The organism is Micromonospora sp. CPM1 (genome assembly GCF_023896895.1).
In the GTDB taxonomy this organism is placed as follows: Bacteria; Actinomycetota; Actinomycetes; order Mycobacteriales; family Micromonosporaceae; genus Micromonospora; species Micromonospora tulbaghiae.
In genome coordinates, this window is the sequence record NZ_JAMHIU010000002.1 from 328,879 (window position 1) to 352,247 (window position 23,369).

At 72.6% G+C, this 23,369-nt stretch carries 23 protein-coding genes; 11 read left to right on the top strand and 12 right to left on the bottom strand.

Annotation, left to right across the window (positions count from 1 at the left end; genetic code table 11):
- Positions 1-47 precede the first annotated feature (47 nt).
- Positions 48-1,355 carry an ABC transporter substrate-binding protein gene (locus M8C11_RS04090; RefSeq protein ID WP_120572942.1) on the bottom strand — a complete coding sequence of 436 codons (1,308 nt, stop codon included), beginning with the start codon at positions 1,353-1,355 and terminating at the stop codon, positions 48-50.
- Positions 1,356-1,531: 176 nt separating this feature from the next.
- Positions 1,532-2,287 (bottom strand): maleylpyruvate isomerase family mycothiol-dependent enzyme, encoded by a 756-nt coding sequence (locus M8C11_RS04095; protein ID WP_252448375.1) that lies wholly within the window; start codon positions 2,285-2,287, stop codon positions 1,532-1,534.
- Between the two features lie 70 nt (positions 2,288-2,357).
- Here M8C11_RS04095 and M8C11_RS04100 point away from each other — a divergent pair, with 70 nt between their 5' ends.
- A complete protein-coding gene (locus M8C11_RS04100; RefSeq protein WP_308212720.1) occupies positions 2,358-3,449 on the top strand; it encodes a UDP-N-acetylmuramate dehydrogenase in 1,092 nt (363 codons plus the stop codon).
- Between the two features lie 272 nt (positions 3,450-3,721).
- Here M8C11_RS04100 and M8C11_RS04105 read toward each other — a convergent pair whose 3' ends face one another.
- Both M8C11_RS04105 and M8C11_RS04110 read right to left on the bottom strand, forming a co-directional pair.
- Entirely contained in the window at positions 3,722-4,504 is a 783-nt protein-coding gene (locus tag M8C11_RS04105) for a class I SAM-dependent methyltransferase (RefSeq protein ID WP_252448376.1), read from the bottom strand.
- Positions 4,504-5,268 (bottom strand): SDR family NAD(P)-dependent oxidoreductase, encoded by a 765-nt coding sequence (locus M8C11_RS04110; RefSeq protein WP_121685736.1) that lies wholly within the window; start codon positions 5,266-5,268, stop codon positions 4,504-4,506. The genes M8C11_RS04105 and M8C11_RS04110 overlap by 1 nt, the downstream gene beginning before the upstream one ends.
- 171 nt (positions 5,269-5,439) lie before the next feature.
- On the opposite strand from M8C11_RS04110, the gene mshA reads away from it, so the two are divergent.
- The 3 genes from mshA to M8C11_RS30685 all read left to right on the top strand — a co-directional run bounded on the left by mshA (position 5,440) and on the right by M8C11_RS30685 (position 8,585).
- Complete coding sequence (gene mshA / locus M8C11_RS04115; protein ID WP_252448377.1) at positions 5,440-6,801, top strand: D-inositol-3-phosphate glycosyltransferase; 1,362 nt, start codon at positions 5,440-5,442, stop codon at positions 6,799-6,801.
- 45 nt (positions 6,802-6,846) lie between these two features.
- Positions 6,847-7,380 (top strand): YbjN domain-containing protein, encoded by a 534-nt coding sequence (locus M8C11_RS04120; protein ID WP_252448379.1) that lies wholly within the window; start codon positions 6,847-6,849, stop codon positions 7,378-7,380.
- A 77-nt stretch (positions 7,381-7,457) separates the two neighbouring features.
- Positions 7,458-8,585: a hypothetical protein gene (locus tag M8C11_RS30685; protein WP_374667009.1), complete on the top strand. Its 1,128-nt coding sequence runs from the start codon at positions 7,458-7,460 to the stop codon at positions 8,583-8,585.
- A 379-nt stretch (positions 8,586-8,964) separates the two neighbouring features.
- Here the strand turns inward: M8C11_RS30685 and M8C11_RS04130 are convergent, their stop codons facing one another.
- Both M8C11_RS04130 and M8C11_RS04135 read right to left on the bottom strand, forming a co-directional pair.
- On the bottom strand, positions 8,965-10,221 hold the full coding sequence (locus M8C11_RS04130) for an MFS transporter (protein WP_252448383.1): 1,257 nt from the start codon (positions 10,219-10,221) through the stop codon (positions 8,965-8,967).
- 80 nt (positions 10,222-10,301) lie between these two features.
- A complete protein-coding gene (locus M8C11_RS04135) occupies positions 10,302-11,627 on the bottom strand; it encodes an MFS transporter (RefSeq protein WP_252448385.1) in 1,326 nt (441 codons plus the stop codon).
- Between the two features lie 151 nt (positions 11,628-11,778).
- Here M8C11_RS04135 and M8C11_RS04140 point away from each other — a divergent pair, with 151 nt between their 5' ends.
- Positions 11,779-12,546: a phosphoglyceromutase gene (locus M8C11_RS04140; RefSeq protein ID WP_120572950.1), complete on the top strand. Its 768-nt coding sequence runs from the start codon at positions 11,779-11,781 to the stop codon at positions 12,544-12,546.
- Positions 12,547-12,592: 46 nt separating this feature from the next.
- Here the strand turns inward: M8C11_RS04140 and phoU are convergent, their stop codons facing one another.
- The gene (gene phoU, locus M8C11_RS04145) at positions 12,593-13,237 is read right to left on the bottom strand and encodes a phosphate signaling complex protein PhoU (RefSeq protein ID WP_252448387.1); all 645 of its coding nucleotides are present in this window, start codon (positions 13,235-13,237) and stop codon (positions 12,593-12,595) included.
- 201 nt (positions 13,238-13,438) lie between these two features.
- Here phoU and M8C11_RS04150 point away from each other — a divergent pair, with 201 nt between their 5' ends.
- The 3 genes from M8C11_RS04150 to M8C11_RS04160 all read left to right on the top strand — a co-directional run bounded on the left by M8C11_RS04150 (position 13,439) and on the right by M8C11_RS04160 (position 17,073).
- Positions 13,439-14,731, top strand: coding sequence for a sensor histidine kinase (locus M8C11_RS04150; RefSeq protein ID WP_374667014.1), 1,293 nt, complete (start codon positions 13,439-13,441; stop codon positions 14,729-14,731).
- 21 nt (positions 14,732-14,752) lie between these two features.
- Complete coding sequence (locus M8C11_RS04155) at positions 14,753-15,436, top strand: response regulator transcription factor (RefSeq protein WP_030272198.1); 684 nt, start codon at positions 14,753-14,755, stop codon at positions 15,434-15,436.
- Between the two features lie 1,061 nt (positions 15,437-16,497).
- Positions 16,498-17,073 (top strand): hypothetical protein, encoded by a 576-nt coding sequence (locus tag M8C11_RS04160; protein WP_252448389.1) that lies wholly within the window; start codon positions 16,498-16,500, stop codon positions 17,071-17,073.
- A 42-nt stretch (positions 17,074-17,115) separates the two neighbouring features.
- Here the strand turns inward: M8C11_RS04160 and M8C11_RS04165 are convergent, their stop codons facing one another.
- Complete coding sequence (locus M8C11_RS04165; protein ID WP_121684348.1) at positions 17,116-17,922, bottom strand: hypothetical protein; 807 nt, start codon at positions 17,920-17,922, stop codon at positions 17,116-17,118.
- Positions 17,923-17,996: 74 nt separating this feature from the next.
- On the opposite strand from M8C11_RS04165, the gene M8C11_RS04170 reads away from it, so the two are divergent.
- On the top strand, positions 17,997-18,941 hold the full coding sequence (locus tag M8C11_RS04170; RefSeq protein WP_121684347.1) for a Ppx/GppA phosphatase family protein: 945 nt from the start codon (positions 17,997-17,999) through the stop codon (positions 18,939-18,941).
- Between the two features lie 75 nt (positions 18,942-19,016).
- On the top strand, positions 19,017-19,823 hold the full coding sequence (locus tag M8C11_RS04175; RefSeq protein WP_252448390.1) for a sugar phosphate isomerase/epimerase: 807 nt from the start codon (positions 19,017-19,019) through the stop codon (positions 19,821-19,823).
- A gap of 52 nt (positions 19,824-19,875) precedes the next feature.
- On the opposite strand, the gene M8C11_RS04180 is transcribed toward M8C11_RS04175, so the two are convergent.
- The 3 genes from M8C11_RS04180 to M8C11_RS04190 are packed head-to-tail and all read right to left on the bottom strand — an operon-like array spanning position 19,876 to position 21,905.
- Entirely contained in the window at positions 19,876-20,442 is a 567-nt protein-coding gene (locus tag M8C11_RS04180) for a CGNR zinc finger domain-containing protein (RefSeq protein WP_018787720.1), read from the bottom strand.
- A gap of 19 nt (positions 20,443-20,461) precedes the next feature.
- Positions 20,462-21,628: a glutathionylspermidine synthase family protein gene (locus M8C11_RS04185; RefSeq protein ID WP_252448392.1), complete on the bottom strand. Its 1,167-nt coding sequence runs from the start codon at positions 21,626-21,628 to the stop codon at positions 20,462-20,464.
- A gap of 1 nt (position 21,629) precedes the next feature.
- On the bottom strand, positions 21,630-21,905 hold the full coding sequence (locus tag M8C11_RS04190; RefSeq protein ID WP_233585676.1) for a hypothetical protein: 276 nt from the start codon (positions 21,903-21,905) through the stop codon (positions 21,630-21,632).
- Between the two features lie 127 nt (positions 21,906-22,032).
- Between M8C11_RS04190 and M8C11_RS04195 the strand changes: the two genes are divergently transcribed.
- Positions 22,033-22,953 (top strand): proline dehydrogenase family protein, encoded by a 921-nt coding sequence (locus M8C11_RS04195; RefSeq protein ID WP_252448394.1) that lies wholly within the window; start codon positions 22,033-22,035, stop codon positions 22,951-22,953.
- 1 nt (position 22,954) lies between these two features.
- Here M8C11_RS04195 and M8C11_RS04200 read toward each other — a convergent pair whose 3' ends face one another.
- The gene (locus M8C11_RS04200) at positions 22,955-23,359 is read right to left on the bottom strand and encodes a VOC family protein (RefSeq protein WP_252448396.1); all 405 of its coding nucleotides are present in this window, start codon (positions 23,357-23,359) and stop codon (positions 22,955-22,957) included.
- Positions 23,360-23,369 lie beyond the last annotated feature (10 nt).

Genomic DNA, 23,369 nt, shown 5'->3' on the forward strand with positions numbered 1-23,369 from the left:
GCGGGCGGCCCCCGTGCCCGGGTGGCCGCCCGCACGCGCTGCTCGGGTTACTTGGCGGCGGCCTTCTCGGCGTTGGCGACCGCGTCGGTCCAGCCCTGCTCCGGTGAGCGCTTGCCCAACTCCACCGAGCGGACGGCGTTCTCGACCTCGGTGCGTACTGCCTGGTTCTTCGGTCCCATGTAGACCGGCTTCAGGCTCTTGGCGCCCTCGGCGAAGATCTTCCCGACCGGCGCCTCGGAGAAGTAGGCGTTCTTCGAGTCGATGATCGCCGGGTCCTCCAGCGCCTGCGGCGAAGAGGGCAGGGGACCCTTCGCCTTGAACGCGCCGATCTGACCCTTGGCGCTGGTCAGGAACTTGGCCAGCTCGATCGCCTCGGCCTGGTGCTTGCTCTGCTTCGGCACGGCGAGGAACGAGCCGCCCCAGTTGCCGCCGTTGCCGGGGATCTGGGCGATGTCCCACTTGCCCTTGGCCGCGGCGCCCGCGTTGCCCTCGATCACGCCGGTCATCCAGGCCGGGCAGGCGATGGTGGCGAACTTCGACTGCTTGAACGCCGACACCCACTCCTCGGACCACGAGCCGTACTTGCCGGACAGCCCCGAGTCGATGATGTCCATCGTGGTGTCGTACGCCTGCTTCACCGCCGGGTTGCTGCCCACGACCAGGTTGTTGCCGGTGTCGTAGTAGCTGTAGCCGCTGCTGTTGCCGGCGGTCTGGAGCAGGATCGTGTTGAAGGTGTTCGTCGCCGCGTCCAGGAACGAGGCGCCGGTCTTCTTCGCGGTGAACTGCTCGCCGACCTTGATGTAGTCCTGCCAGGTGGGCCAGAGCTTGGACACGGCCTCCCGGTCGGTGGGCAGACCGGCCTTGGCGAACAGGTCGGTCCGGTAGCACATCGCCATGCCGCCCACGTCCGTGCCGAGGCCGATGAGCTGCTTGCCGTCGGCGGTGAGCCCCTGGTTCCACTTCCAGTCGAGGAAGTTGCCCTTCAGGTCGGCCGCGCCGTGGTCGAGCAGGTTGACGAAGTTCTGCGGGTTGGCCTTGTACTCGACCAGCAGGCCCTCCTCGATGGCGACCACGTCACCGGCGCCCTTGCCCGCGGCGAGCCACTGGGTGAGCTTCGGGGAGTACTCGTCGAGGTTGCCGCCGGTGCCGCGCTCGACGATCTTCACGCCGGGGTGGCTGGCCATGTACTCCTGGTAGAGATCGGCGTAACCGAACTGGCCGAAGACGTCGACGGTGAGCGTTATCGGCCCGTCGGCGGCGGCATCGTCGCCGCCGCCGCAGGCGGTGGTGCCGAGCAGCGCGGTGGCGGCGACCACTGCAACCGCCGCCAGGCGGCGGCGCGTGAAGGTGAGCATGCTGTCCTGACCTCTCGGGTCGTCGAAACGGGTGGTGGAAGGCGGTTCCGGAACTAAGAGAGCGCTCTCACGACAGCGTGGGGGAGGGGCGTGGACCTTGTCAAGAGAGCGCTCTCAGAGGTGTCCGAAAAGAAGGAGAGGGGCGATGGCCGCCCCTCTCCGCGTGGTGCCGTTCGTCAGCCGACCCGCAGGCCGCCCAGCAGGGAACGGTCGCCCGCCACGTCCAGCGCGTCGAAGCTGATCCGGCCCATCAGCGCCAGCAGCAGATCGCTCGCAGTGCCGGCCACCTGCACCCGGGCGCGGTGGTCGTCGTGGTCGAGGATCGTGGCGGTGTCCAGCAGCGCGACCCCCTCACCCCGCAACCGCAGGTACCACTCCTGCGCGGCATCGGTCGCGTTCAGCTGCACCACGCCGCGCCACTGCCCGGGATGCACCCGCCGTCCCGCCGGCAGCCAGGTGTCCAGCACCTCGCTCACCCCGTCGGCGGCGAGCTTCGCCTCGATCGGATCACCCGCACCGATCGCGAGCTGGGCGTCCCAGCGGTGCACGGCCGTCTCGTGCGCGAGCCGGCGCGGCCAGAAGGCCGCCTTCTTCGGCTGGGGCGCGAAGTTCCAGGCCGGCGCCTCCGGGTCCGTCGACTCCAGCAGCGCGCTGATCCGCTCGTACTCCTGCGTGTACCACTGCGCCGCGGTCAGGCCCGCGGGCGGCTCCGGGTCGTGCCGCTCGGGGCGGGTCGGCACGCCGGCGGTCAGCACGGTGCCCGCCCAGGCGTACGTGCGGGCCAGGTGATGAGCGAGATCGGTCACCGTCCAGCCGGGACAGGACAGCACGGGTGTCTCGGGCGGCGCCTCCGCCACCGCCGCGGCGAAGGCGGGGCCCTCCGTGCGCAGCGAGCCGATCCAGAAGTCCTTCGTGTGGTGCAGTCTGCTCATCGCCATCCTCCCGGGGGTGACCGGGCCACCAGTGGGTGCTCCGGCTACCCCTCAGCCTAGGGTGAAAGGCGTGTCAGACGTCTACGCCGAACCGGCTACTGCCGGTGACCCGACCGATCCGGCCACCCTGGCGCGCTACACCACGCTCCGGCTCGGCGGACCCGCCGGGCGGCTGGAGACCGCCGAGAACGCCGACCAGATCGTACTAAAAGTGCAGGAAGCGGAGGACCGCGAGCAGGCCGTACTGGTGCTGGCGGGCGGCAGCAACGTCGTGATCGGCGATCAGGGCTTCGCCGGCACCGTCGTGCTCGTCCGCTCCCGGGGGTTCCAGGCCGTCGCCGAGGACGTCGACACCGTCACGGTACGTGTCGAAGCCGGTGAGCCGTGGGACGACTTCGTCGCCGCCACCGTCGAGCGCGGCTGGTCCGGGCTGGAGTGCCTCTCCGGCATCCCCGGGTCGGCCGGCGCGACCCCGATCCAGAACGTCGGCGCGTACGGCCAGGAGGTGTCCGAGACGATCGTCGCCGTCGAGGCGTACGACCGGACGGAGCGCCGGGTGGTGCGGATCCCGGCGGCCGACTGCGGGTTCGTCTACCGGGGCAGCATCTTCAAGTACAGCGACCGCTGGGTCGTGCTCACCGTCGACTTCCGGCTCACCCGGTCCCCGCTGTCCGGCCCGGTCCGCTACGCCGAACTGGCCCGGGCGCTCGGCGTCGAGGTGGGCGACCGGGTGCCGCTCGCCGACGCCCGCGCCACGGTGCGCAAGCTGCGCGCCGGCAAGGGCATGGTGCTGGACGCGGCCGACCCGGACACCTGGTCGGTGGGCTCGTTCTTCACCAACCCGGTGCTGCCGGGCGACGTGTTCGAGCAGGTGCGGGAACGCGCCGCCGACCTGGGGCAGCCGCCGAACTGGCCGGGCGCCGACGGCACGGTGAAGGTCAGCGCGGCGTGGCTGATCGACAAGGCCGGGTTCGCCAAGGGGTACGCGGGCCCGGAGGGCGTCGCCATCTCCAGCAAGCACACGCTGGCGCTGACGAACCGCTCCGGCACGGCGAGTGCGGCCGCGCTGGTGGCGCTGGCCCGCGAGATCCGCGACGGCGTGGAGTCCCGCTTCGGCGTAACCCTGCACCCCGAGCCGGTCCTCATCAACTGCACCATCTGACCGCCCTCGCCCCGGCGATCTTGCTCTTGCGGCCCTCGGCGTGACCGGTTCGCCCGCTTTGCGGGGACCGCAACTGCAAGATCAGCGCAGGTGGGGCGGTTCGTGGGGCGTGGCGTCAGCTCCTCACGAGAACTCGCAAGGTCTCCAGGGTGGGACGGGTGTTTTCGCTGATCTTGGAGTTGTGGCACCTCGCGAAATGCGCCAACCCGGGCATCTTGGGCGCCACAACTCCAAGATCGACGGGCGGCGGCGACAGGGCTGGGCGGCGGGGGTCAGCGGGGGGCTACGGCGGGCCAGGGGAGCGTCAGGTAGCCGTGGCGCCACGTGCGGGGGGTGTCCAGGATCGGCCAGCCCGCCTCCTTCACCGTCTCGACCGTCCGCAGCCAGCGCTGCCGGGGGCCGAACGGGGCGTAACCGGCGGCCGAGCGCCACGCGTGCTCCAGCGCGTCGATCAGGTCGTGGACGCGTTCGCCCGGCACGTTGCGGTGGATCAGCGCCTTCGGCAGCCGCTCGGCGAGCGTCGCCGGGGTCTCCAGCGTGACCAGCTTCGCCGACAGGGTGAGCGTGCGCGGGCCGGTGGCGTCGAGCAGCACCCAGGAGCCGAGCCGGCCCAGCTCGTCGCAGGTGCCCTCGACCAGCAGCCCGCCCGGCCCGAGTCGCCCGGTGACGGTACGCCAGGCGTCGGCCACCTCGCTCTCGTCGTACTGGCGGAGGACGTTGAACGCCCGGACCAGCGCGGGACGCAGTCCGGCCAGTTCGAAGCCGCCCCGGGCGAACGTCAGTCCGGGCGGGTCGGCGGCGGACAGGGCGGCGGCGACGCGTACCGGATCGATCTCCAGGCCGACCACCCGCACGTCGGCGCGGACCCCGGCGGCCAGCCGGGCGCGCAGCTCGACGGGGGTGACCGGGGTGGCGCCGTAGCCGAGGTCGACCACGAGCGGGTCGGCGGCGGCGCGCAGCGCGTCGCCGCAGGTCTCGACGATCCAGTTGTCCACCCGCCGGAGCCGGTTGGGGTTGGTGGTGCCCCGGGTGGCCACGCCGAGCGGACGCTCCATTAGGACGTCCGGTGTACCTTGTGCTGCGCGGCCTGGGCCAGCGGGCGGACCACGAGCCGGTCGACGTTGACGTGGTGCGGGCGGGTCGCGCACCAGGCGACGCAGTCGGCCACGTCGTCGGCGACGAGCGGTTCGGCGACTCCGGCGTAGACCGCCTCGGCCCGGTCGGCGTCACCGTCGAAGCGGACCAGGCCGAACTCCTCGGTCTTCACCATGCCGGGGTCGATCTCGATCACCCGCACCGGTCGGCCGCACAGTTCGAGCCGCAGCGTGCCGGCGACCGCGGTCTGCGCGTGCTTGGCGGCCGTGTAGCCGCCGCCGCCCTCGTAGACCACGTGCCCGGCGGTGGAGCTGACGATCACGATCGTGCCGGCGCCGGAGCGCTCCAGCGCCGGGAGCAGCGCCTTGGTGACGCGCAGCGTGCCGAGCACGTTCACGTCGTACATCCACTGCCAGTCGCCCACGTCGGCCGTCTCGACCGGGTCGAGGCCGCGGGCGCCGCCGGCGTTGTTCACCAGCAGCGTGACTGGACCGGGTGCGGCCTCGGCGGCGGCGGCCAGGCCGGCGACCGACTCGTCCGAGGTCACGTCGCAGGCCACCGCTGTCGCGGCGCCGCCGGCCGCCTCGATCTCGGCCACGAGCGCGGCCAGCCGGTCGGTACGCCGGGCGGCGGCCAGCACGTGGAACCCCTCGGCGGCGAGCCGGCGGGCGGTGGCCGCGCCGATCCCGCTGGACGCCCCGGTGACGATGGCGACTGAAGTCATCCGGTCATTGTCTCCCGTCGCCGGGCCGGGCGGCGGGATGAGGTCCGTCACGCCCGGGACCCGGCGCAAAGCATTTCCGTACCCCGATGGGGAAGATGACATCCGGCACACGGGTTGACCGAGAAGCGCCGGTCGTGCGGGACGGCATCAACCGTGACAGAGGGAGCGGACGTGGCGGATTTGCACACCGGTGTCGGTCGTCAGCGAGGTGCCCTTCCGTGGCCGCGGCCCCGCCGTATCGCCACCCTGTCGGTGCACACGTCGCCGCTGCACCAGCCCGGTACGGGCGACGCGGGCGGCATGAACGTCTACATCCTGGAGGTGGCCCGGCGGCTGGCCGAGGCCGACGTCGAGGTGGAGATCTTCACCCGGGCCACCGCCGGTGACCTGCCCCCGGTGGTCGAGGTGGCGCCCGGGGTGTCCGTTCGGCACGTCACCGCGGGGCCGCTGGAAGGGCTGACCAAGGAGGAACTGCCGGGTCAGCTCTGCGCCTTCACCGCCGGGGTGCTGCGGGCCGAGGCGGCCCGCCCGCCGGGCCACTACGACCTGATCCACTCGCACTACTGGCTCTCCGGCCAGGTCGGCTGGCTGGCCAAGGAGCGCTGGGGCGTACCGCTGGTGCACACCGCGCACACGCTCGCCAAGGTCAAGAACGCTCGCCTCGCCGCCGGGGACCGGCCCGAGCCGAAGGCGCGCGTGATCGGCGAGGAGCAGGTGGTCACCGAGGCGGACCGGCTGGTCGCCAACACCCGCGTCGAGGCCCGCGACCTGCTCGACCGGTACGCGGCCGTCCCGGACCGGGTGGCGGTCGTGGAACCCGGCGTCGACCTGGACCGGTTCCGTCCCGCCGCGGGCGACCGGGACGCGGCGACCCGGGCCGCGCGCCGCCGGCTCGGCCTGCCGGCCGACGGGTACGTGGTCGCGTTCGTCGGCCGGATCCAGCCGCTCAAGGCGCCGGACGTGCTGGTCCGCGCCGCCGCCGCGCTGCGTGAGCGGGATCCGGCGCTGGCCGACGAGCTGACCGTGGTGATCTGCGGCGGGCCGAGCGGCACCGGCCTGGACCGGCCCACCGCCCTGATCGAACTGGCGCACGCGCTCGGCATCGCCGACCGGGTGCGTTTCCTCCCGCCGCAGACCGGCGCGGACCTGCCCGCCCTCTACCGCGCCGCCGACCTGGTCGCGGTGCCGTCGCACAACGAGTCGTTCGGGCTGGTCGCGCTGGAGGCCCAGGCGTGCGGCACGCCGGTGCTGGCCGCCGCCGTGGGCGGCCTGGTCACCGCGGTACGCGACGGCGTCAGCGGCATGCTCATCGACGGGCACGACCCGGTCGACTGGGCCCGCGCGATGGCCCGGCTGCTACCCGACCGGGTACGCCGTGCCGCGCTGGGCCGGGGTGCCGAGCGGCACGCCCGGGACTTCTCCTGGCACCGCACCGCCTCCGGCCTGCTCGCGGTCTACGGGGAGGCGATCACCGAGCACCGGGCCCGGCTGGCGCGGCGGCTCGGCGACCCGGCCCTGCTGTGCTCCTGGTGATCCGCCACCGGGCGGCCCCGGTACGCCGGTCGTAGAGTGGGTGCGATGAGCCGCAGGAGTGAGGTCACCGCGCTGATCGAGTCCGTCTGCGCGGAGCGTGAGCTGGAGTGGGAGTCGACCGGCGAGGCGTCGTACGCGGTGACGCTGCCCGGCACGCACAAGCTCAAGACGATCTGCAACCTGATCGTGGGTGAGCACGCGCTGCGGGTCGAGGCGTTCGTGATGCGCCAGCCCGACGAGCGCCGCGAGGAGCTGTGGGCGTGGCTGCTCCAGCGCAACGCCCGCATGTACGGCGTCTCGTTCTCCATCGACTCGGTCGGCGACGTCTACCTGACCGGGCGGGTCAACCTGGCCGGGATCGACGCCGACGAGCTGGACCGGCTGCTCGGTTCCGTGCTGACGTACGCCGACGAGTCGTTCGACAGCATGCTGGAGATCGGCTTCGGCACCGCGATCCGCCGGGAGTGGGAGTGGCGGGTCAAGCGCGGTGAGTCGACAGCCAATCTGGCCGCGTTCGCGCACCTCTTCGAGCCGTCCGCGACTGCCGGATCGTCCGCCGGAGGTTCGGAGCCCTCCTGACGGGTATGCCGCCCCGCGCGGTGCGGAGCACTGGGACCCACCGCGGGCCGAGGACGGACTGTCGAGGAGCGTTTCCCATGGCTCAGCGCAACAGCTCAGGTCGCGGCACGACTGCGACTCGGACCAAGCGGCAAACCGGCAACCAGACGCCGAACACCCCGGGGGTGTCGGAGTCGGCGATCTCCCGGATGAAGGTCGACGACATCCGCAGCCAGCTCCGGCGGCGCGGGGTCTCGGGGATCTCCGCGCTGCGGAAGCCGGAACTGGTGAAGACCCTGGCGCGAAGCATGCGCGGGGAGGGCGGCGCCGCCCGGCGGAGCACCGGCCCGGCCGGCCGGCCGTCGGCGACCCGCAAGAGCACCGCCGCCAAGAAGACCACGGCGGCGAAGCGGACCACGTCGGCCCGCCGGGGCGCCACGTCGCCGGCCAAGGCCGCGCCGGCCGCACGCGCCACCGGTGCCAGGGCCAAGGCGACGGGTACGCGCAAGGCGGCCCCGTCGCGCGCCAAGGCGACCTCGTCGCGGGCGAAGGCGACCTCGTCCCGCGCGAAGGCCACTCCGGCGCGCGCGAAGGCGGCTCCGGCCCGGGCCAGGGCGACCTCGTCGCGGGCGACGACGTCCCGCGCGAAGGCGGCACCCGGCCGCGCTACCGCCGCGTCGTCCCGCGCGAAGGCCGCGCCCGCTCAGGCGAAGGCAGCCCCGTCGCGGGCGAAGGCCGCTCCGTCGCGGGCCAAGGCGGCCCCGTCACGGGCGAAGGCCGCCCCCTCGCGGGCCAAGGCGGCTCCGTCACGGGCCAAGGCGGCGCCGGCCCGGAAGGCGCCGAGCGCGCAGACGGCGCCGACCCGTGGGCCGGCATCCAGCCGGTCGATCGGATCGTCGCAGCTCATCACGTCGCCGGCGGACCGGCCGGAGCGTCCGGGCCGGAGCCTGGTCACCCGTAACCACGAGGTGATCCAGCGCTGGGCGCGGGCGCGGGGCGCGAAGCCCGCCACCATCGCCGGCACCGAGCGCGAGGGCCGGCCCGGGGTGCTGACGTTCAACATCCCCGGGTACCGGGAGAGCAGCCGGATCCGCGAGATCACCTGGGACGACTGGTTCCGCACGTTCGACCTGCGGCGGCTGAACCTGATCTACCAGGAGCAGATGCGGGACGGCCGGCAGAGCAACTTCTTCCGGACCGAGAACCCGAATCGCGAGGACGGCTGAGGTTTGCGGGAATGGCCGACGGGAACCCCGTGTTTGCCATTCCAGGGACGACAGCACGGACAGCCGGGTTTGCGACACGGGTGCTGTGACGGGCAAGACAGCGTTCTGGGTTGAATCCGGAATCCGGGCGAACTAACTTTATTGCACCGCGTCACGCTTGTTTCCGTTCGGGGGAGCGGTGGATCGATCAGATCCGCGCAGGCGAGATGCGAAGATCGGGTGGAGCACACCGTTGGGGGACGGTGCCGCCCGTGGAACCGGCGGCGCGAGCGGGCGACGCTTACGGGGGTGAGTGTCGCCCGCCGCCGCCGGGCGTACGGTACGAGCGCCCATCTCGACGGGAGTCGGGGTGGGCGCTCTGCCGTTGTCTCCGATCCCGTCAGCGGGTGGACCCGACGGTCCCGGGCCGCTGCGCCGCGGCCCGCAGCGCGGCCACCCGCCGCTCCCGGCGCGGCCCGGCGAGCAGGTGCCCGGCGGCGGCCAGCAGACCGAGCGCGCCCACCACCAGCCAGTGCCGTTCGCCCAGGTGTTCCAGGCTGAGCCCGCCGAGCGCCGGCGCCACGAACGACGCGGCCGGGAACGTCAGGTAGAACACCGACTGGTAGCGGGCGCGCAGTTCGGGCGGCGCGAGGTCCGCGTTGATCTGCGCGTTCGGCGGCGCGGCGAGCATCTGCCCGATCGTCCAGACCACAGCGGCGCCCAGGTAGAGCGGCAGCCCGTCGGCCACCGTGAGCGCGCCGAACCCGAGCGCCATCAGGCCGGTGGAGACGGCCAGCACGCTCGACTTCCGGTACGGCTCGATGAGCCGGGGCACGAACAGTTGCCCGACCACGATCAGCGCCCCGCCGAGCGCCACCACCAGCCCGTACGCCGACGGGCGCAGTCCGTCCTCGCGCATCGCCAGCGGCATGATCGTGGAGGTCTGCATGGTGAGCACGGCCAGCAGGAACGTCAGCCCGACGAACACCAGGAAGGTGCGGTCGGTCAGCGCGGTGTGCAGACCGGGACGGCGTCCCGCCACCGCCCGTGGCGTGGGCGCCGGCCGCCGGGTGAGCGTCTCCGGCACCTTCAGCGCGATCACCACCGCCGCCGCCAGCGTGGCACCGGCGTCGACCAGGAACAGCGCCGTGAAGCTCGCCTCGGCGAGGATGCCGGCCAGCAGCGAGGCCACCGCCATGCCCAGGTTGAACGCCCAGAACTGGAGGTTGAACGCGCGTGAGCGGCGCGCCTCGGGCACCACGTCCACGATGGCGGCCACGAACGCCGGGCTGGGCATCGAGTGCGCCACCCCGACCAGCGTGGCGAGTACGGCGATCACCGCCAGGTGCGTGGTGAACGCCAGCGCCGCCATCAGCCCGGCGGCGGCGACGTGGGCGGCGAGCAGCGTGGCCCGGCGGCCCCACCGGTCGGCCAGCACGCCGCCGAGTAGCGTCCCGGCCGCGCCGCCGATCCCGTACGCGCCGACCACCAGCCCGGCCAGCGACGGCGGGGCGCCCCGCGCGGCGGTGAGGTAGAGCGACAGGAACAGCAGCGCGAACGCGCCGGCCCGGTTGATCAGCAGGCCGGACCAGAGGTACCAGAACGTGGCGGGCAGTCCGCCGGCCGTGTCGTCCCACCAGCGCCGCAGGCCGCGCACACGTCCTCCAGGAAGGTTTCCTTACCGATTCCGTCCCGTACCGTATCCACCCGCCTCGGTGCGGTCGCGCCGGGGCGTACTCAGGAACCGGACCGGACCGGGGCGGCGGGTGCGGTGGCCGCGGCCTCGCCCGCCTCGGGCGCCGGGGAAGCGGTGGCGGTGACCGGCGTGACGGGCGTGCCCACGGCGCGCAGCTCGACCGCGCGGCGCTCCCGGGCCGGGCCGGAGATCAGGTGGGCGACCGCCGCCACGACGCCGATGCCCGCGCAGCCGAGCCAGAGCGTGCTGTTGCCGGCGTGCTCGCGGACCAGGCCGCCGAGAATCGGCGCGGCGGCGCCGGCGAGCTGCCAGGACAGCGAGAAGACGCCCTGGTAGCGGCCGCGCAGCGCGGCCGGCGACAGCTCCGCGATCAGGGTGGCGTTGGACGGGGAGTTGAGCATCTCGCCGAGGGTCCAGATCAGCACGGTCAGGCCGTAGAGCCAGACCGTGTCGGCGAGCGCGGTGAGCCCGAACCCGGCGCCCATCACCAGCGACGCGAGCGCCAGCACGTGCGAGCGGCTGCGGCCCTTGATGAGCCGGGGTACGAAGAGCTGGCCGAACACGATGAGCACGCCGTTCAGTGCGATCACCGAGCCGTACGTGGCCGGGCTGAGCCCGGAGTCGCCCATGGCGATCGGCAGCATCGAGATGTGCTGGAGGAACACCAGCGCGGCGAGCAGGTTGAGCGCGACGAAGCCGAGGAACACCCGGTCGGCGAGGATGGTGCGCAGCGCGCCGGCCGGCGCCGTCATCCCCTTGACCGGGAGCGCGGTGACCGGGCCGCGGGTCTCGCCGACCTTGGCGAAGATGATCAGTGCGGTCACCAGCGTGGTGGTCGCGTTCACCAGGAACAGCAGCAGGTAGCTGCCCTGGGCGGCGAAGCCGGCGAGCACGGCGGCGCAGGCGAAGCCGAGGTTGATGGCCCAGTAGTTCAGCGAGAAGGCGCGCAGCCGGTCCTTGTCCGGCACCACGTCGACCATCATCGCGCCGAAGGCCGGGCGGGCCGCCTCGGCGAACGCGCCGAGCAGCAGCGCGCCCACTGCCACCGCCCACAGCGGACGGGCGAGGCCCAGCGCGATCATCATGCCCGCCGCGCCGACGTGTGCGGCGAGCAGCGTGGGCCGCCGTCCCCAGCGGTCGGTCAGGGTGCCGCCGATGGTGGTGCCGACCGCGCCGCCGGCGCCCCAGAGGCCGATCACCAGACCGGCCTGGGAGGCGGAGAAGCCGCGTTCCTGGGTCAGGTAGATGGCCAGGAAGATCAGGACGAACGAGCCGAGCCGGTTGATCAGCGTGCCGGCCCAGAGGTACCAGAACGTCCGTGGCAGGCCACCCGCCGTGTCCTGGAACCAGCCCCGTACCGTCCGCATTCCGACGCCCCCCGCTTGGTAATGACCGACCTGATCAGAACGCCTTACAACCTAGTGCCGGGCCGGAGCCGTGGTCATCAGGATTTCCACGTGGTGGTCGTCACCACAGGTCGCCGCGTGTCCGCCCGGCCGGTACGGCAGGATGATCGGCATGACTGCGAGCGAGGGGCCCACCGTCGGGACGCTGGTCCTGCTGCGGCACGGCGAGAGCGACTGGAACGCCAAGAACCTCTTCACCGGCTGGGTCGACGTCGACCTGACCGCCAAGGGGGAGACCGAGGCGCGGCGCGGCGGCGAACTGCTGCGCGAGCACGACCTGCTGCCGGACGTGGTGCACACGAGCCTGATGCGCCGGGCGATCCGCACCGCCGAGCTGGCGCTGAACGCCGCCGACCGGCACTGGATCGCGGTGCGCCGGTCGTGGCGGCTGAACGAGCGCCACTACGGCGCCCTGCAGGGCAAGGACAAGAAGCAGACCCTCGACGAGTACGGCGAGGAGCAGTTCATGCTCTGGCGCCGCTCGTACGACACGCCGCCGCCTCCGATCGACGACGCGGACGAGTGGTCGCAGGTCGGCGACCCCCGGTACGCGCTGCTGCCGACCGAGCTGATGCCGCGCACCGAGTGCCTGAAGGACGTCGTCGAACGGATGCTGCCCTACTGGTACGACTCGATCGTGCCGGACATCCTGGCCGGCCGGACGGTGCTCGTGGCCGCGCACGGCAACTCGCTGCGCGCCCTGGTCAAGCACCTCGACCAGATCTCCGACGACGCGATCGCCAAGCTGAACATCCCCACCGGCATCCCGCTGCGCTACGACCTGGACGCCGACCTGCGTCCGCACGTGCTCGGCGGAACGTACCTGGACCCGGAGGCGGCGAAGGCCGCCGCCGCCGCGGTCGCCAACCAGGGTCGCTGAGACGGCGTGGGCGGGGCCTCCCCCGAGGCGGCCCCGCCCACGGTTCTCAGCCGGACGTCGAACCGGTGATCAGGTAGACCACGTGCTCACCCGCGTTCACCGCGTGGTCGGCGAAACGCTCGTAGAAGCGGCCCAGCAGCGTCGCGTCGATCGCCGTCTCCACCCCGTACGGCCAGTCGTCGCCGAGCAGCACGCCGAACAGGCTCTTGTGCAGGTCGTCCATCGCGTCGTCGTCGCCGTCCAGCTCGGCGGCCACGGCGGCGTCCGGCTTGGCCAGCACCGAGCCGATCTTCTCGGCCATCCGGTCGGCGATCCCGGCCATGTCGGTGAAGACCGGCCGCAGCTCCGCCGGCACCGCCGGGGACGGGTGCCGGCGCAGGGCCGTCTTCGCCACGTGGTCGGCCAGGTCGCCCATCCGCTCCAGATCGGCTGCCACGTGCAACGCGGTGATCATCGCGCGCAGGTCGGAGGCCACCGGCGCCTGCCGGGCCAGCAGGTCACAGACCCGCTCCTCCACGTGCCGGTAGAGGTCGTCGATCTCGGCGTCCCGCGCGATCACCGTCTCGGCGGCCGTCCGGTCGGCGGTGAGCAGCGCCTTGGTGGCCTGCCGCATGGCCGCGCGTACCGCCTCGGCCATGTCCACCAGCAACTGGCTGACAATCTGCAGGTCGGCCCGGAACTCGTCGCGCATCGTCACTTCCTGGGGTCGGTGGCCGCCACCCCCACGGGGTACGGCAGGAGCAGGTGCGCGCCCCACGCTAGGCCGGACGGTCGGCACCAGGGTGAACGTGGATGAACGACGCGGGGCCCGCAGGTGAACTTTGCCGAAAGCGAGAGTGGTTCGTCCCTTTGTGCCCGATCCCCGGGTTAACAATGACCCTACGATCGCCGGGTGGAATGGGCGGTGGCGGTCGTGGTGGCCGGAGCGCTGGTGACCGGGCTGGTCGCCGGGGCGCTGCTGTCCGGACCCGTTGACGAATGGCGGCGCCGCCGGGCGTCGCGGGGCGGCGGGATCCTCCGTCGTGACGCAGGGAGGACGACGATTCCGGACGACCAGCAGGGGGGCCTATCCGGGCTCGGCCGCAAGACGATCGACTCGTTGCGCGCAGGCGTGGTGGTGCTCGGCCCGGACGACGTGCCGGTGCTGGTGAACCCGGCCGCCCGGGCGATGGGTCTGCTCCGTACCGGGGCGACACCCGGCTCGATCGCGGCGCACCCGTTGATCCGTACCCTCGCCGGGCAGGTCCGCCGCACGGGCGTGCGGCGCGAGATAGAGCTGGACCTGCCCCGGGGCCGCGACGGCGGCGGGGACAACCCGCTCGGCGTGCACCTGCGGGCAATGGGACTGGGCTCCGGCTACATCTCGATCGAGGCGGTCGACGTCACCGAGTCGCACCGTCTCGCGCGGGTGCGCCGGGACTTCGTGGCGAACGTCAGCCACGAGCTGAAGACGCCGATCGGCGCGCTGCAACTGCTCGCCGAGGCGCTCGTCGACGCCACCGAACCGGCCGCCGGCGGCGCGCCCGACCTGTCCGAGGACCTGGTCGCCGCGCGGCGGTTCGCCGAGCGGATCCAGCACGAGTCGACCCGGCTCGGCCGCCTGGTGCAGGAACTGCTGGAACTGACCCGCCTCCAGGGCGCCGAACCGCAGCCCGCCCCCGAGCCGGTCTCGGTCGACTGGGTGCTCGCCGAGGTCGTCGACCGCACCCGCACCGCCGCCACCGCCCGCCGGGTGGAGATCGCCGTCGGCGGGCAGCGGGGCCTCACCGTGTACGGCAGCGACAGCCAACTCGCCACCGCGGTGGCGAACCTGGTGGAGAACGCGATCACCTACTCCGGCGAGGACACCACGGTCCGGGTGACTGTCACCGGCGCCGAGGAACACGTCGAGATCGCCGTGGCCGACCAGGGCATCGGCATCGCCCCGAACGAGGTCGACCGGATCTTCGAGCGGTTCTACCGGGCCGACCAGGCCCGCTCCCGGGCGACCGGCGGCACCGGCCTGGGCCTGGCCATCGTCAAGCACATCGCCAGCAACCATGGCGGCCGGGTGGAGGTGTCGAGCACCCTTGGTGGGGGGTCGACGTTCACCCTCCGGCTGCCCGCACGCCCCCCGGACGACCTGGAGGCGACACTCGCCTCCGCTGGGATCGAGGCCGGCCCGGCCGAGCTCCGGCAGGCCTGACCACAGGAAAGGAAACACCCGTTGAGCCGCGTACTGGTGGTCGAGGACGAGGAGTCGTTCTCCGACGCCCTGTCCTACATGCTCCGCAAGGAGGGTTTCGAGGTCTCCGTCGCCGCGACGGGCCCCGCCGCCCTCACCGAGTTCGACCGGACCGGTGCCGACATCGTGCTGCTCGACCTGATGCTGCCGGAGATGTCCGGCACCGAGGTCTGCCGGCAGCTCCGCCAGCGCTCGCACGTGCCGATCATCATGGTCACCGCGCGGGACAGCGAGATCGACAAGGTGGTCGGCCTGGAGATCGGCGCCGACGACTACGTGACCAAGCCGTACTCGCCGCGTGAACTGGTCGCCCGCATCCGGGCGGTGCTGCGGCGGCAGAGCGCCGAGTCGAACGAGACGGGCGCGCCGACGCTCGCCGCCGGCCCGGTCCGGATGGACATCGAACGGCACGTGGTGACCGTCGGCGGCGCCGGCGTGCAGCTCCCGCTCAAGGAGTTCGAGCTGCTGGAGCTGCTGCTGCGCAACGCCGGGCGGGTGCTCACCCGGGGCCAGTTGATCGACCGGGTCTGGGGTGCCGACTACGTGGGCGACACCAAGACGCTCGACGTGCACGTGAAGCGGCTGCGCTCCAAGATCGAGCCGGAGCCGTCCGCACCGCGCTACATCGTCACGGTCCGAGGCCTGGGCTACAAGTTCGAGCCCTGATCCCCTCCGCGCCCTACCCTCGTCGATCTTGGAGTTGTGGCGCCACGACATGCCCGGTTCAGGCACTTTCGCGAGCTGCCACAACTCCAAGATCGACGCGACGGACCTCGGATCTCGGCCCCGCCCTGGCCGGCCCTCCGGCCACCCGACCTGCCGCCCCGGCCCCGTCCCCTGGACGAGTCCTCTCGGCTGCGCCCCTCCAGGCCCCGTCCCACTCGGTTGATCAAGGAGTTAGCGGACGCCTCGCGCCTCCTGCTGGCCGCAAACTCCTTGATCACCGCAGCGGGTGGTGCGCAGATCCCGCCACCCTTCGGGCGGGAGCAGCCCACCATCCCCTCCCTCCTCGCCGATCTTGCACTTCGGTGCCCCGCAAAACGCGCGAATGGCACACCCGGGAGGCTCGAACTGCAAGATCGCGGAGCGGTCGCGCGGCGCCTCGCTGGTTCCGCCCTCGCTCGGCCCGCCCGGCTGCGTCGATCATGAGGTTAGCGGTGTCGGGTGCCCGTTTTGTGGCCGCTAACCTCATGATCGACGGTGCGGGAGTGGGTGGCCCGTGTGGGTGAGGCTGTTCGGTTCGCGGGTGCCCCGGGGTCGGGACATCGGTCGTTGGCGGGCTGGTGTGGGTGGGGTGTCCGGTTCGGGGGTGGTGGGCGGCACTCTGACGGTGGAATGGCTGGCGGGTGGGTGGCGTTGTAACCGGGTGAGCGACCGAGTACCGGCCGAGCCCTTCTAGGGGCCGTGCTGGCTGCGGGAACAGTCCTGGGCTGTCGGTCGTTGAGTTCGGTTCTGGCGACGTGAGCCGCGGGGAATGATCCCGGCGGGCTGGTCGTTGAACACGGTTCCGACGACGTGAACCCCCGCCCCCTGGTGGCGTGCACCGCCTCGGGAATGATGGCGGGTGGCGGGTCGTTGGACATCCTTCCGGCACCGCGACGAGGCACCCCCTTGCCCCGCGAGCAGCCGAGATCCCCCCTTGAAGACTTTCTTGAGTGCCTGACGGTGCTCGCACCCGCGCCGACCCCCGTCGGTGTGGGCGTCGATCCCCCGAATGGAGCCCCCTCATGAACACGATCCTGCGTAAGAGCATCCTGGGTATTGCTGGTCTGGCCTTCACCGGTGGCGTCTTCGCCGGCCCGGTCGCCGCTCACGCGGCGGACACCACCACGCATGCGAAGCCGGTGAGTGTGAGCGTGCAGGGTGACAAGCTGATCCCGCACGGTGTGCAGGGCGCCCAGTCCCGTATCGACCTGAACGACGAGCAGACCGCCAACGTGAAGGCGATCATCGCGGCGACGAAGAAGGCCGGCATGGACGAGCGCGCCGCCGTCGTGTCCATCGCCACCGCGCTGCAGGAGTCGAAGCTGGAGAACCTCGGCCACCTCGGTGACCGCAACGACCACGACTCGCAGGGCCTGTTCCAGCAGCGCCCCTCCTCCGGCTGGGGCACGGTCGAGCAGATCACCGACCCCGAATACTCCACCACCGCGTTCCTGAAGGGCCTGAAGCAGGTCGACGGCTGGCAGGACATGCCCCTGACCAAGGCCGCCCAGACCGTCCAGGTGTCCGCCTACCCCGACCACTACGCCCAGTGGGAGAAGCAGGCCGCCGACCTGGTCGCCGAGCACTGGAACAAGTAAGAGACACGAAGGCCGGCACCCCGAACCAAGGGGTGCCGGCCTTCACTCGCTTGCGGGGTGCGGGGCGACCTGACCCTGGCGCTGCCGGGCGGCGCAGAGTTCGGCCAGCTTCGCGTACGCGGGCGCGCCGATCAGCGCGGTCAGCTCCGGCCCGTACGAGACGTACATCGGCTCGGCGCCGACGTGCGCGTCGGTGGAGGACGTGCACCACCAGTCGAGGTCGTGCCCGCCGGCGCCCCAGCCGCGCCTGTCGAACTCGGCCAGCGTGGAGATCAGCACCTTGGTGTTGTCCGGCCGCTTGTGCCATTCCTGGTCGCGGCGTACCGGCAGCTGCCAGCAGACGTCCGGCTTGTACTCCAGCGGGTGCACCCCGTCGCGCAGCGCCTGGGCGTGCAGCGCGCAGCCGCCCCCGCCGGGGAAGTCGGCGTCGTTGAGGAACACGCACGGGGCGTCGACGTCGCGGGTGGCGGTACGCCGGGCCGGGGTCTTGCCGTCGACTGTGTCGTTCTCGGTCCAGTTCTTGAACCCGCGCCGGAAGTGCTGCCACGTCTCCGGCGTCAGCCGCTTCACCGCCGCCCGGACGCGCTTCTCGTCGTCGGAGTCGGTGAAGAACGCGCCGTGCGAGCAGCACCCGTCGGCGGCGCGCCCGGCGATGATGCCGTGGCAGCCCTGGCCGAAGATGCACGTCCAGCGGGACAGCAGCCAGGTCAGGTCGGCGCGGACGACGTGCTTCGCGTCGGCCGGGTCGACGAACTCGATCCACTCCCGTGGGAAGTCCAGCCCGACCTCGCGGCTGCGCGGGTCCTCGGGGTCGTCCACCAGCACGTGAAGCTCGATCTGCCCTGTCACTCGGACCAGCGTACGCGCGGTGACCCCGCCCGGCCGCCGAGCCGACGAAACGTGTTGGCCCTAGGGTCTCTCCCATGCGACTGGGTGTCCTCGACGTCGGTTCCAACACGGTGCACCTGCTGGTGGTCGACGCCCACCACGGCGCGCATCCCTGGCCGGCGCACTCGGAGAAGGTGGTGCTGCGGCTGGCCGAGCAGATCGGGCCGGACGGCGCGCTCACCGACGGCGGCGCGGACGGCCTGGTCAAGGCGGTCGGCATGGCCCGGGCGGCGGCCGACGGGCTGGGCGCCGAGGATCTGCTGGCGTTCGCCACGAGCGCGGTCCGCGACGCCACGAACGCCGCCGACGTGCTGGCCCGCGTCCGCGACGAGACGGGCGTACGCCTGGAGGTGCTCTCCGGCGCGGACGAGGCGCGGATGACGTTCCTGGCGGTGCGGCGGTGGTTCGGCTGGTCCGCCGGCCGGCTGCTGGCGATGGACATCGGCGGCGGCTCGCTGGAGCTGGCCGCGGGGATCGACGAGCACCCGGACGTGGCGATCTCGCTGCCGCTCGGCGCGGGGCGACTCAGCCGGGAGCGGCTCGCGGTGGATCCGGCCGGCACGGCGCCGCCGTCGGCCGAGGCCGTGGAGGAACTGCGGGCGTACGTGGACGCGCAGCTCGACCCGGTGGTGGAGCAGTTGACGGCGGTGGGCTGGGAGCGTCCGGTCGCCACCTCGAAGACGTTCCGCATGCTGGCCCGGCTGGCCGGCGCCGCGCCCTCCGGGGCGGGGCTGTGGGCGCGCCGCAGCCTGACCCGTACCGGGCTGCGGCAGGTGCTCGGGTTCATCAGGCACATCCCGCCGGCCCAGTTGCCCGAGCTGGAGGGGGTCAGCGCGCAGCGGGCGCACCAGCTCCTCGCGGGTGCGGTGGTGGCGGAGGCGGTGATGCGGCGCCTCGACGTGGACTGCGTGGACATCTGCCCGTGGGCGTTGCGGGAGGGTGTCATCCTGCGCCGGCTGGATCAGCTCGCGCCGATGTGACCGTACGAGCGCTCTGGGTTGCTTTGCGGTTGCTCGTCCCGATGCTCGCTGGCGGTTGGGGCTACCCTCGAAGGCGTGACCTACCGCGTTCCGGTGCTCCTGTCCACGTCCTCGGTCTTCCCCGAACGGACCGCGGCGGCGTTCCAGCTCGCCGCCGAGCTCGGCTACGACGGCATCGAGGTGATGGTCTGGACCGACCCGGTCAGCCAGGACGCGGGCGCGCTGCGCGGCCTCGCCGAGCACTACGGCGTGCCGGTGCTGTCGGTGCACGCCCCCTGTCTGCTCGTCACCCAGCGGGTGTGGAGCCCCGACCCGTGGGAGCGGCTGCGCAGGGCCGCCGAGCTGGCCGAGACGCTGGAGGCGCCGACCGTCGTGGTGCACCCGCCGTTCACCTGGCAGCGTGACTACGCGCGCACCTTCGCCGACGGGCTCGACACGATCGCCGGGCAGTTCGGCGGCCTGCACTTCGGGGTGGAGAACATGTACCCGGTGCGGATGGCCGGGCGGCAGTTCGTCCCGTACGCGCCGGGCTGGGATCCGACCGAGATCGGGTACGCCTCGTACACGCTGGATCTGTCGCACTGCGCGGCCTCGCACACCGACGCGTTGGCGATGGCCGACCGAATGGGTTCCGGGCTGGCGCACGTGCACCTGGGTGACGGCACCGGCGAGGGGCGCGACGAGCACCTGGTGCCCGGTCGCGGCGGTCAGCCCTGCGCGGAGATGCTCCGCTCGCTCGCCGGGCGGGGGTTCACCGGCTCGGTGGCGGTGGAGGTGACCACCCGGGGCGCGAAGAGCCGCGCGGTCCGCGAGGCGGACCTGCGGGAGTCGCTGGAGTTCGCCCGGGCGAACCTGACCGCGCCCTCCCCGGTCGACGTCTGACCGGCACGGGCCACCCCGGCCGCTCGCACGCGGCCGGGGCGTACGCCGGAGGTCAGCTCACCGGGGACAGCGGCTGCGCCGGGACGGCCTGCTCGCCGACCGCTGCCCGCTTGCGGGCCCGATGCGCGGCCACGTGGGAGCGGGTGGCGCAGCGCTCGGAGCAGAACCGCCGGCAGCAGTTGGACGAGGTGTCCAGGTAGACGTTGCCGCAGCGGTCGTCGGCGCAGACCCCGAAGCGGGCGCTGCCGTACTCGCACAGCCACACCGACAGGCCCCAGACCGCGCCGGCCAGGTATTCCGAGGAGACCGACGCGCCCCGGCTGGTCACGTGCATGTGCCAGTCGGAGGAGTCGTGGCCGGAGATCCGCGGCTGCACCGGGAACGCCTCCAGCAGCGCGTTCAGCTCCGCCACCGCCTCGTTGTCCCGGCCGGAGGTGCCGTACTCGAAGACGTCCCGGAGGCGCTTCTGCGCCCGCCGGAAGATCGCCAGGTCCCGTTCCGCGACCTCGTCGCGCATCCAGCCCTGCTCGTCCGAGAAGACGGCCCGCAGGCCGTCCAGGTCGTCCAGCCGGGCGTTGACGAGCTCGACCCCGGTCCGGGCGTACGCGTCGAAGTTCACGACACCAACGGTAGACGACTCAGAGCACACGCGGTGCGTCGATGTAGTGGGGCAGGAACCGCGCGTAACCGTCAGTGATGAGGCTCTCGCTCTCGCGTACGCCGGCGCCGGCCGACTCGCCGTCCACGATCCAGCTCCCGAGCACCGTCCGGTTGCCCTCGAACTCGGGCAACGCGCGGAACTCCTGGAAGCAGAAGCCCTCGTCGCCGTAGATCCCCGGGTTGGTGATCTCCGTGTCGCCGGTCACGATGCGTACCGAGCCGCCCTCGCGGCCGAGCAGCGGCTTGGCCACGTACTCGGTCATGCCGCGCGGCGAGTCCAGGTACGCGGGCAGCAGGTAGTCGTGCCCCGGATACATCTCCCAGAGCACCGCCAGCAGTGCCTTGTTCGACAGCAGCAGCTTCCAGGCCGGTTCGATCCAGGTGGTGGGCGTGCCCGGGTCCAGCGCCGGCCGCCCGTACGGCTCGGCCAGCATCCACTCCCAGGGGTAGAGCTTGAAGCAGGTGGTGATCGGCCGGTCGTCGGCGTCGACGAAGCGTCGCCCGTCCCAGCCGACCCGCTGGATCGGCATGAGCGTCACGTCCAGCCCGGCCTGGCGGGCCGTCTCGGCCAGGTAGCCGGCGGTGATCTGGTCCTCGCCCGACTCCTCCTCCTCGGACCACAGCACGTGCGCCCGCGGCTCGTGCAGCCCGGCGCCGATCTTGGCCCAGGCGCCGACCAGGCGTTCGTGCAGGCTGTTCCACTGGTCCGCGTCCGGGCGGGTGTGTTCCAGCCAGTACCACTGCACGATGCTCGCCTCGACCAGCGCGGTCGGGGTGTCGGCGTTGTACTCCAGCATCTTCGGCGGGCCGCTGCCGTCGTACCAGAGGTCGAAGCGGCCGTAGAGCGTCGGCGGGTTCTCCCGCAGCGAGCGGGCGACCGCCTCGGCGGCCCACTCGGGGATGCCGAACTCGGCGTACCGGCGGCGGGTCACCACGTGCTCGGCGGCGGCGACCGACATCCGGTGCAGCTCCTCCGTGGCCTCCTCCAGCCGGAGCACCTCGTCGAGCGTGAACGAGTACGCCGCCGTCTCGTCCCAGTACGACATGATCTCGCCGTCGGGCAGCTCGGTGTCGACGTACACCAGGCCCTGGGCCCGGATGGTCTCGTCCCAGCCGGGGCGCGGCGTGCTCGCCTCGCGGCGCACGTCAGCCGCCGCAGGAGGCGAGGTGGGTGCCGAAGCCGCCGCGCTCGGGCAGCGCGGTGGTCGGGGCCGGCTCGCCGCGAGCGGCGGTGACCGGCGCGGGCACGTGCAGGGCCACGGCGACGATGTCGCCGCCCCCGCCGGCCGGGCCGAGCGCGCAGTCGTCATCGTCGTCGTCGTAACCGTTGTTGCAGCCGGAGAGCGCGAGGGCCAGCGCGGTCAGCGCGCCGAGCTGCACGGAGGCCGAGCGGAGCCGGCGCCGGGGGTGTCGTCGATCCACGTGAACGTTGTAGCCGATCCCCGCCAGCCGGGGGTGCCCGGCCCGGGCCGGAGGGCGGGAGCGGGCGGGAGGAGCGGGCCTCGGACGCACCCGGCGGGGGCCCGGTGGTGAGCGTTACGCTCGGCTCATGCTCCGTTCCGTCATCCTCGCCGCCTCCCGGTCTTCCCAGGTGGAGCGGCTCGTCGCGACGGCCCCGTTCACCCGGGACGTCGTCCGCCGGTTCGTCGCCGGCGCCGCCACCGACGACGCGCTGCGCGCCACCCGCGAGCTTGTCGCCGACGGCCAAGCGGTCACCCTCGACTACCTGGGCGAGGACACCACCACCCCGGAGCAGGCGAACGCCACCCGGGACGAGTACCTCACGCTGCTCAGCGGCCTCGCCGCCGCCGGGCTCACCCCGGCCGCCGAGGTCAGCGTGAAGCTGTCCGCGCTGGGCCAGATGTTCGACGAGCAGCTCGCGTACGACAACGCGCGGGCGATCTGCGCGGCGGCCGACGCGGCGGGCACCACCGTCACGCTGGACATGGAGGACCACACCACCACCGACTCGACGCTGGACATCCTGGCGAAGCTGCGCAAGGACCACCCGTCGACCGGCGCGGTGCTCCAGGCGTATCTGCGGCGGACCGAGTCGGACTGCCGGGAGCTGGCGTCGGCGGGGTCGCGGGTGCGGCTGTGCAAGGGCGCGTACAAGGAGCCGGAGTCGGTGGCGTACCAGTCCGCCCGCGAGGTGGACAAGTCGTACGTGCGCTGCATGAACGTGCTGATGTCCGGCGACGGCTACCCGATGCTCGCCACGCACGACCCGCGGCTGATCGCGATCGGGGAGGACCGGGCGCGCTGGTTCGACCGCGACCCGGGCCGGTTCGAGTTCCAGATGCTCTACGGCATCCGCCCGGAGGAGCAGCAGCGCCTGGTCGGGGAGGGCTACACGGTGCGGACGTACGTCCCCTACGGCGACCAGTGGTACGGCTACCTGATGCGCCGGCTCGCGGAGCGCCCGGCCAACCTGGCGTTCTTCGGCCGCGCGGTGCTGTCGAAGAAGTGAGTCAGTCGTTCGACCAGGCCCGGGTGCACAGCACGAGGCGGTAGCCGTCCGGGTCGGTCAACGTGACACCCCACCTGTCCCAGTACGGGCCGGCGGAGACCCTGGTCCCGCCGGCCCGTTCCAGTCTCGGGACCAGTTCGTCGTCGGCCGGGCCGTCGAGGTAGAGCACGAGCAGGTCCTCCCCGGTGGGACGCGGCTCGACCGCGAGCGTCGGACCGCCGACCAGCTCCAGGTGCCAGCTGGCTCCGGGGAGGCCGAGCATCACCAGGTCGTGCTCGTCCGCGTGACCGCCCTCGCTCCGGTAGAGCACGTCCAGGCCCAGCCCTTGCGTCCAGAACCGTTCGGCGGCGGCGAGGTCGCGGCTCGGGCGGGCGAGGCGTACGTGGGTGTCGGCGGTGATCGGCATGCCCGGGATC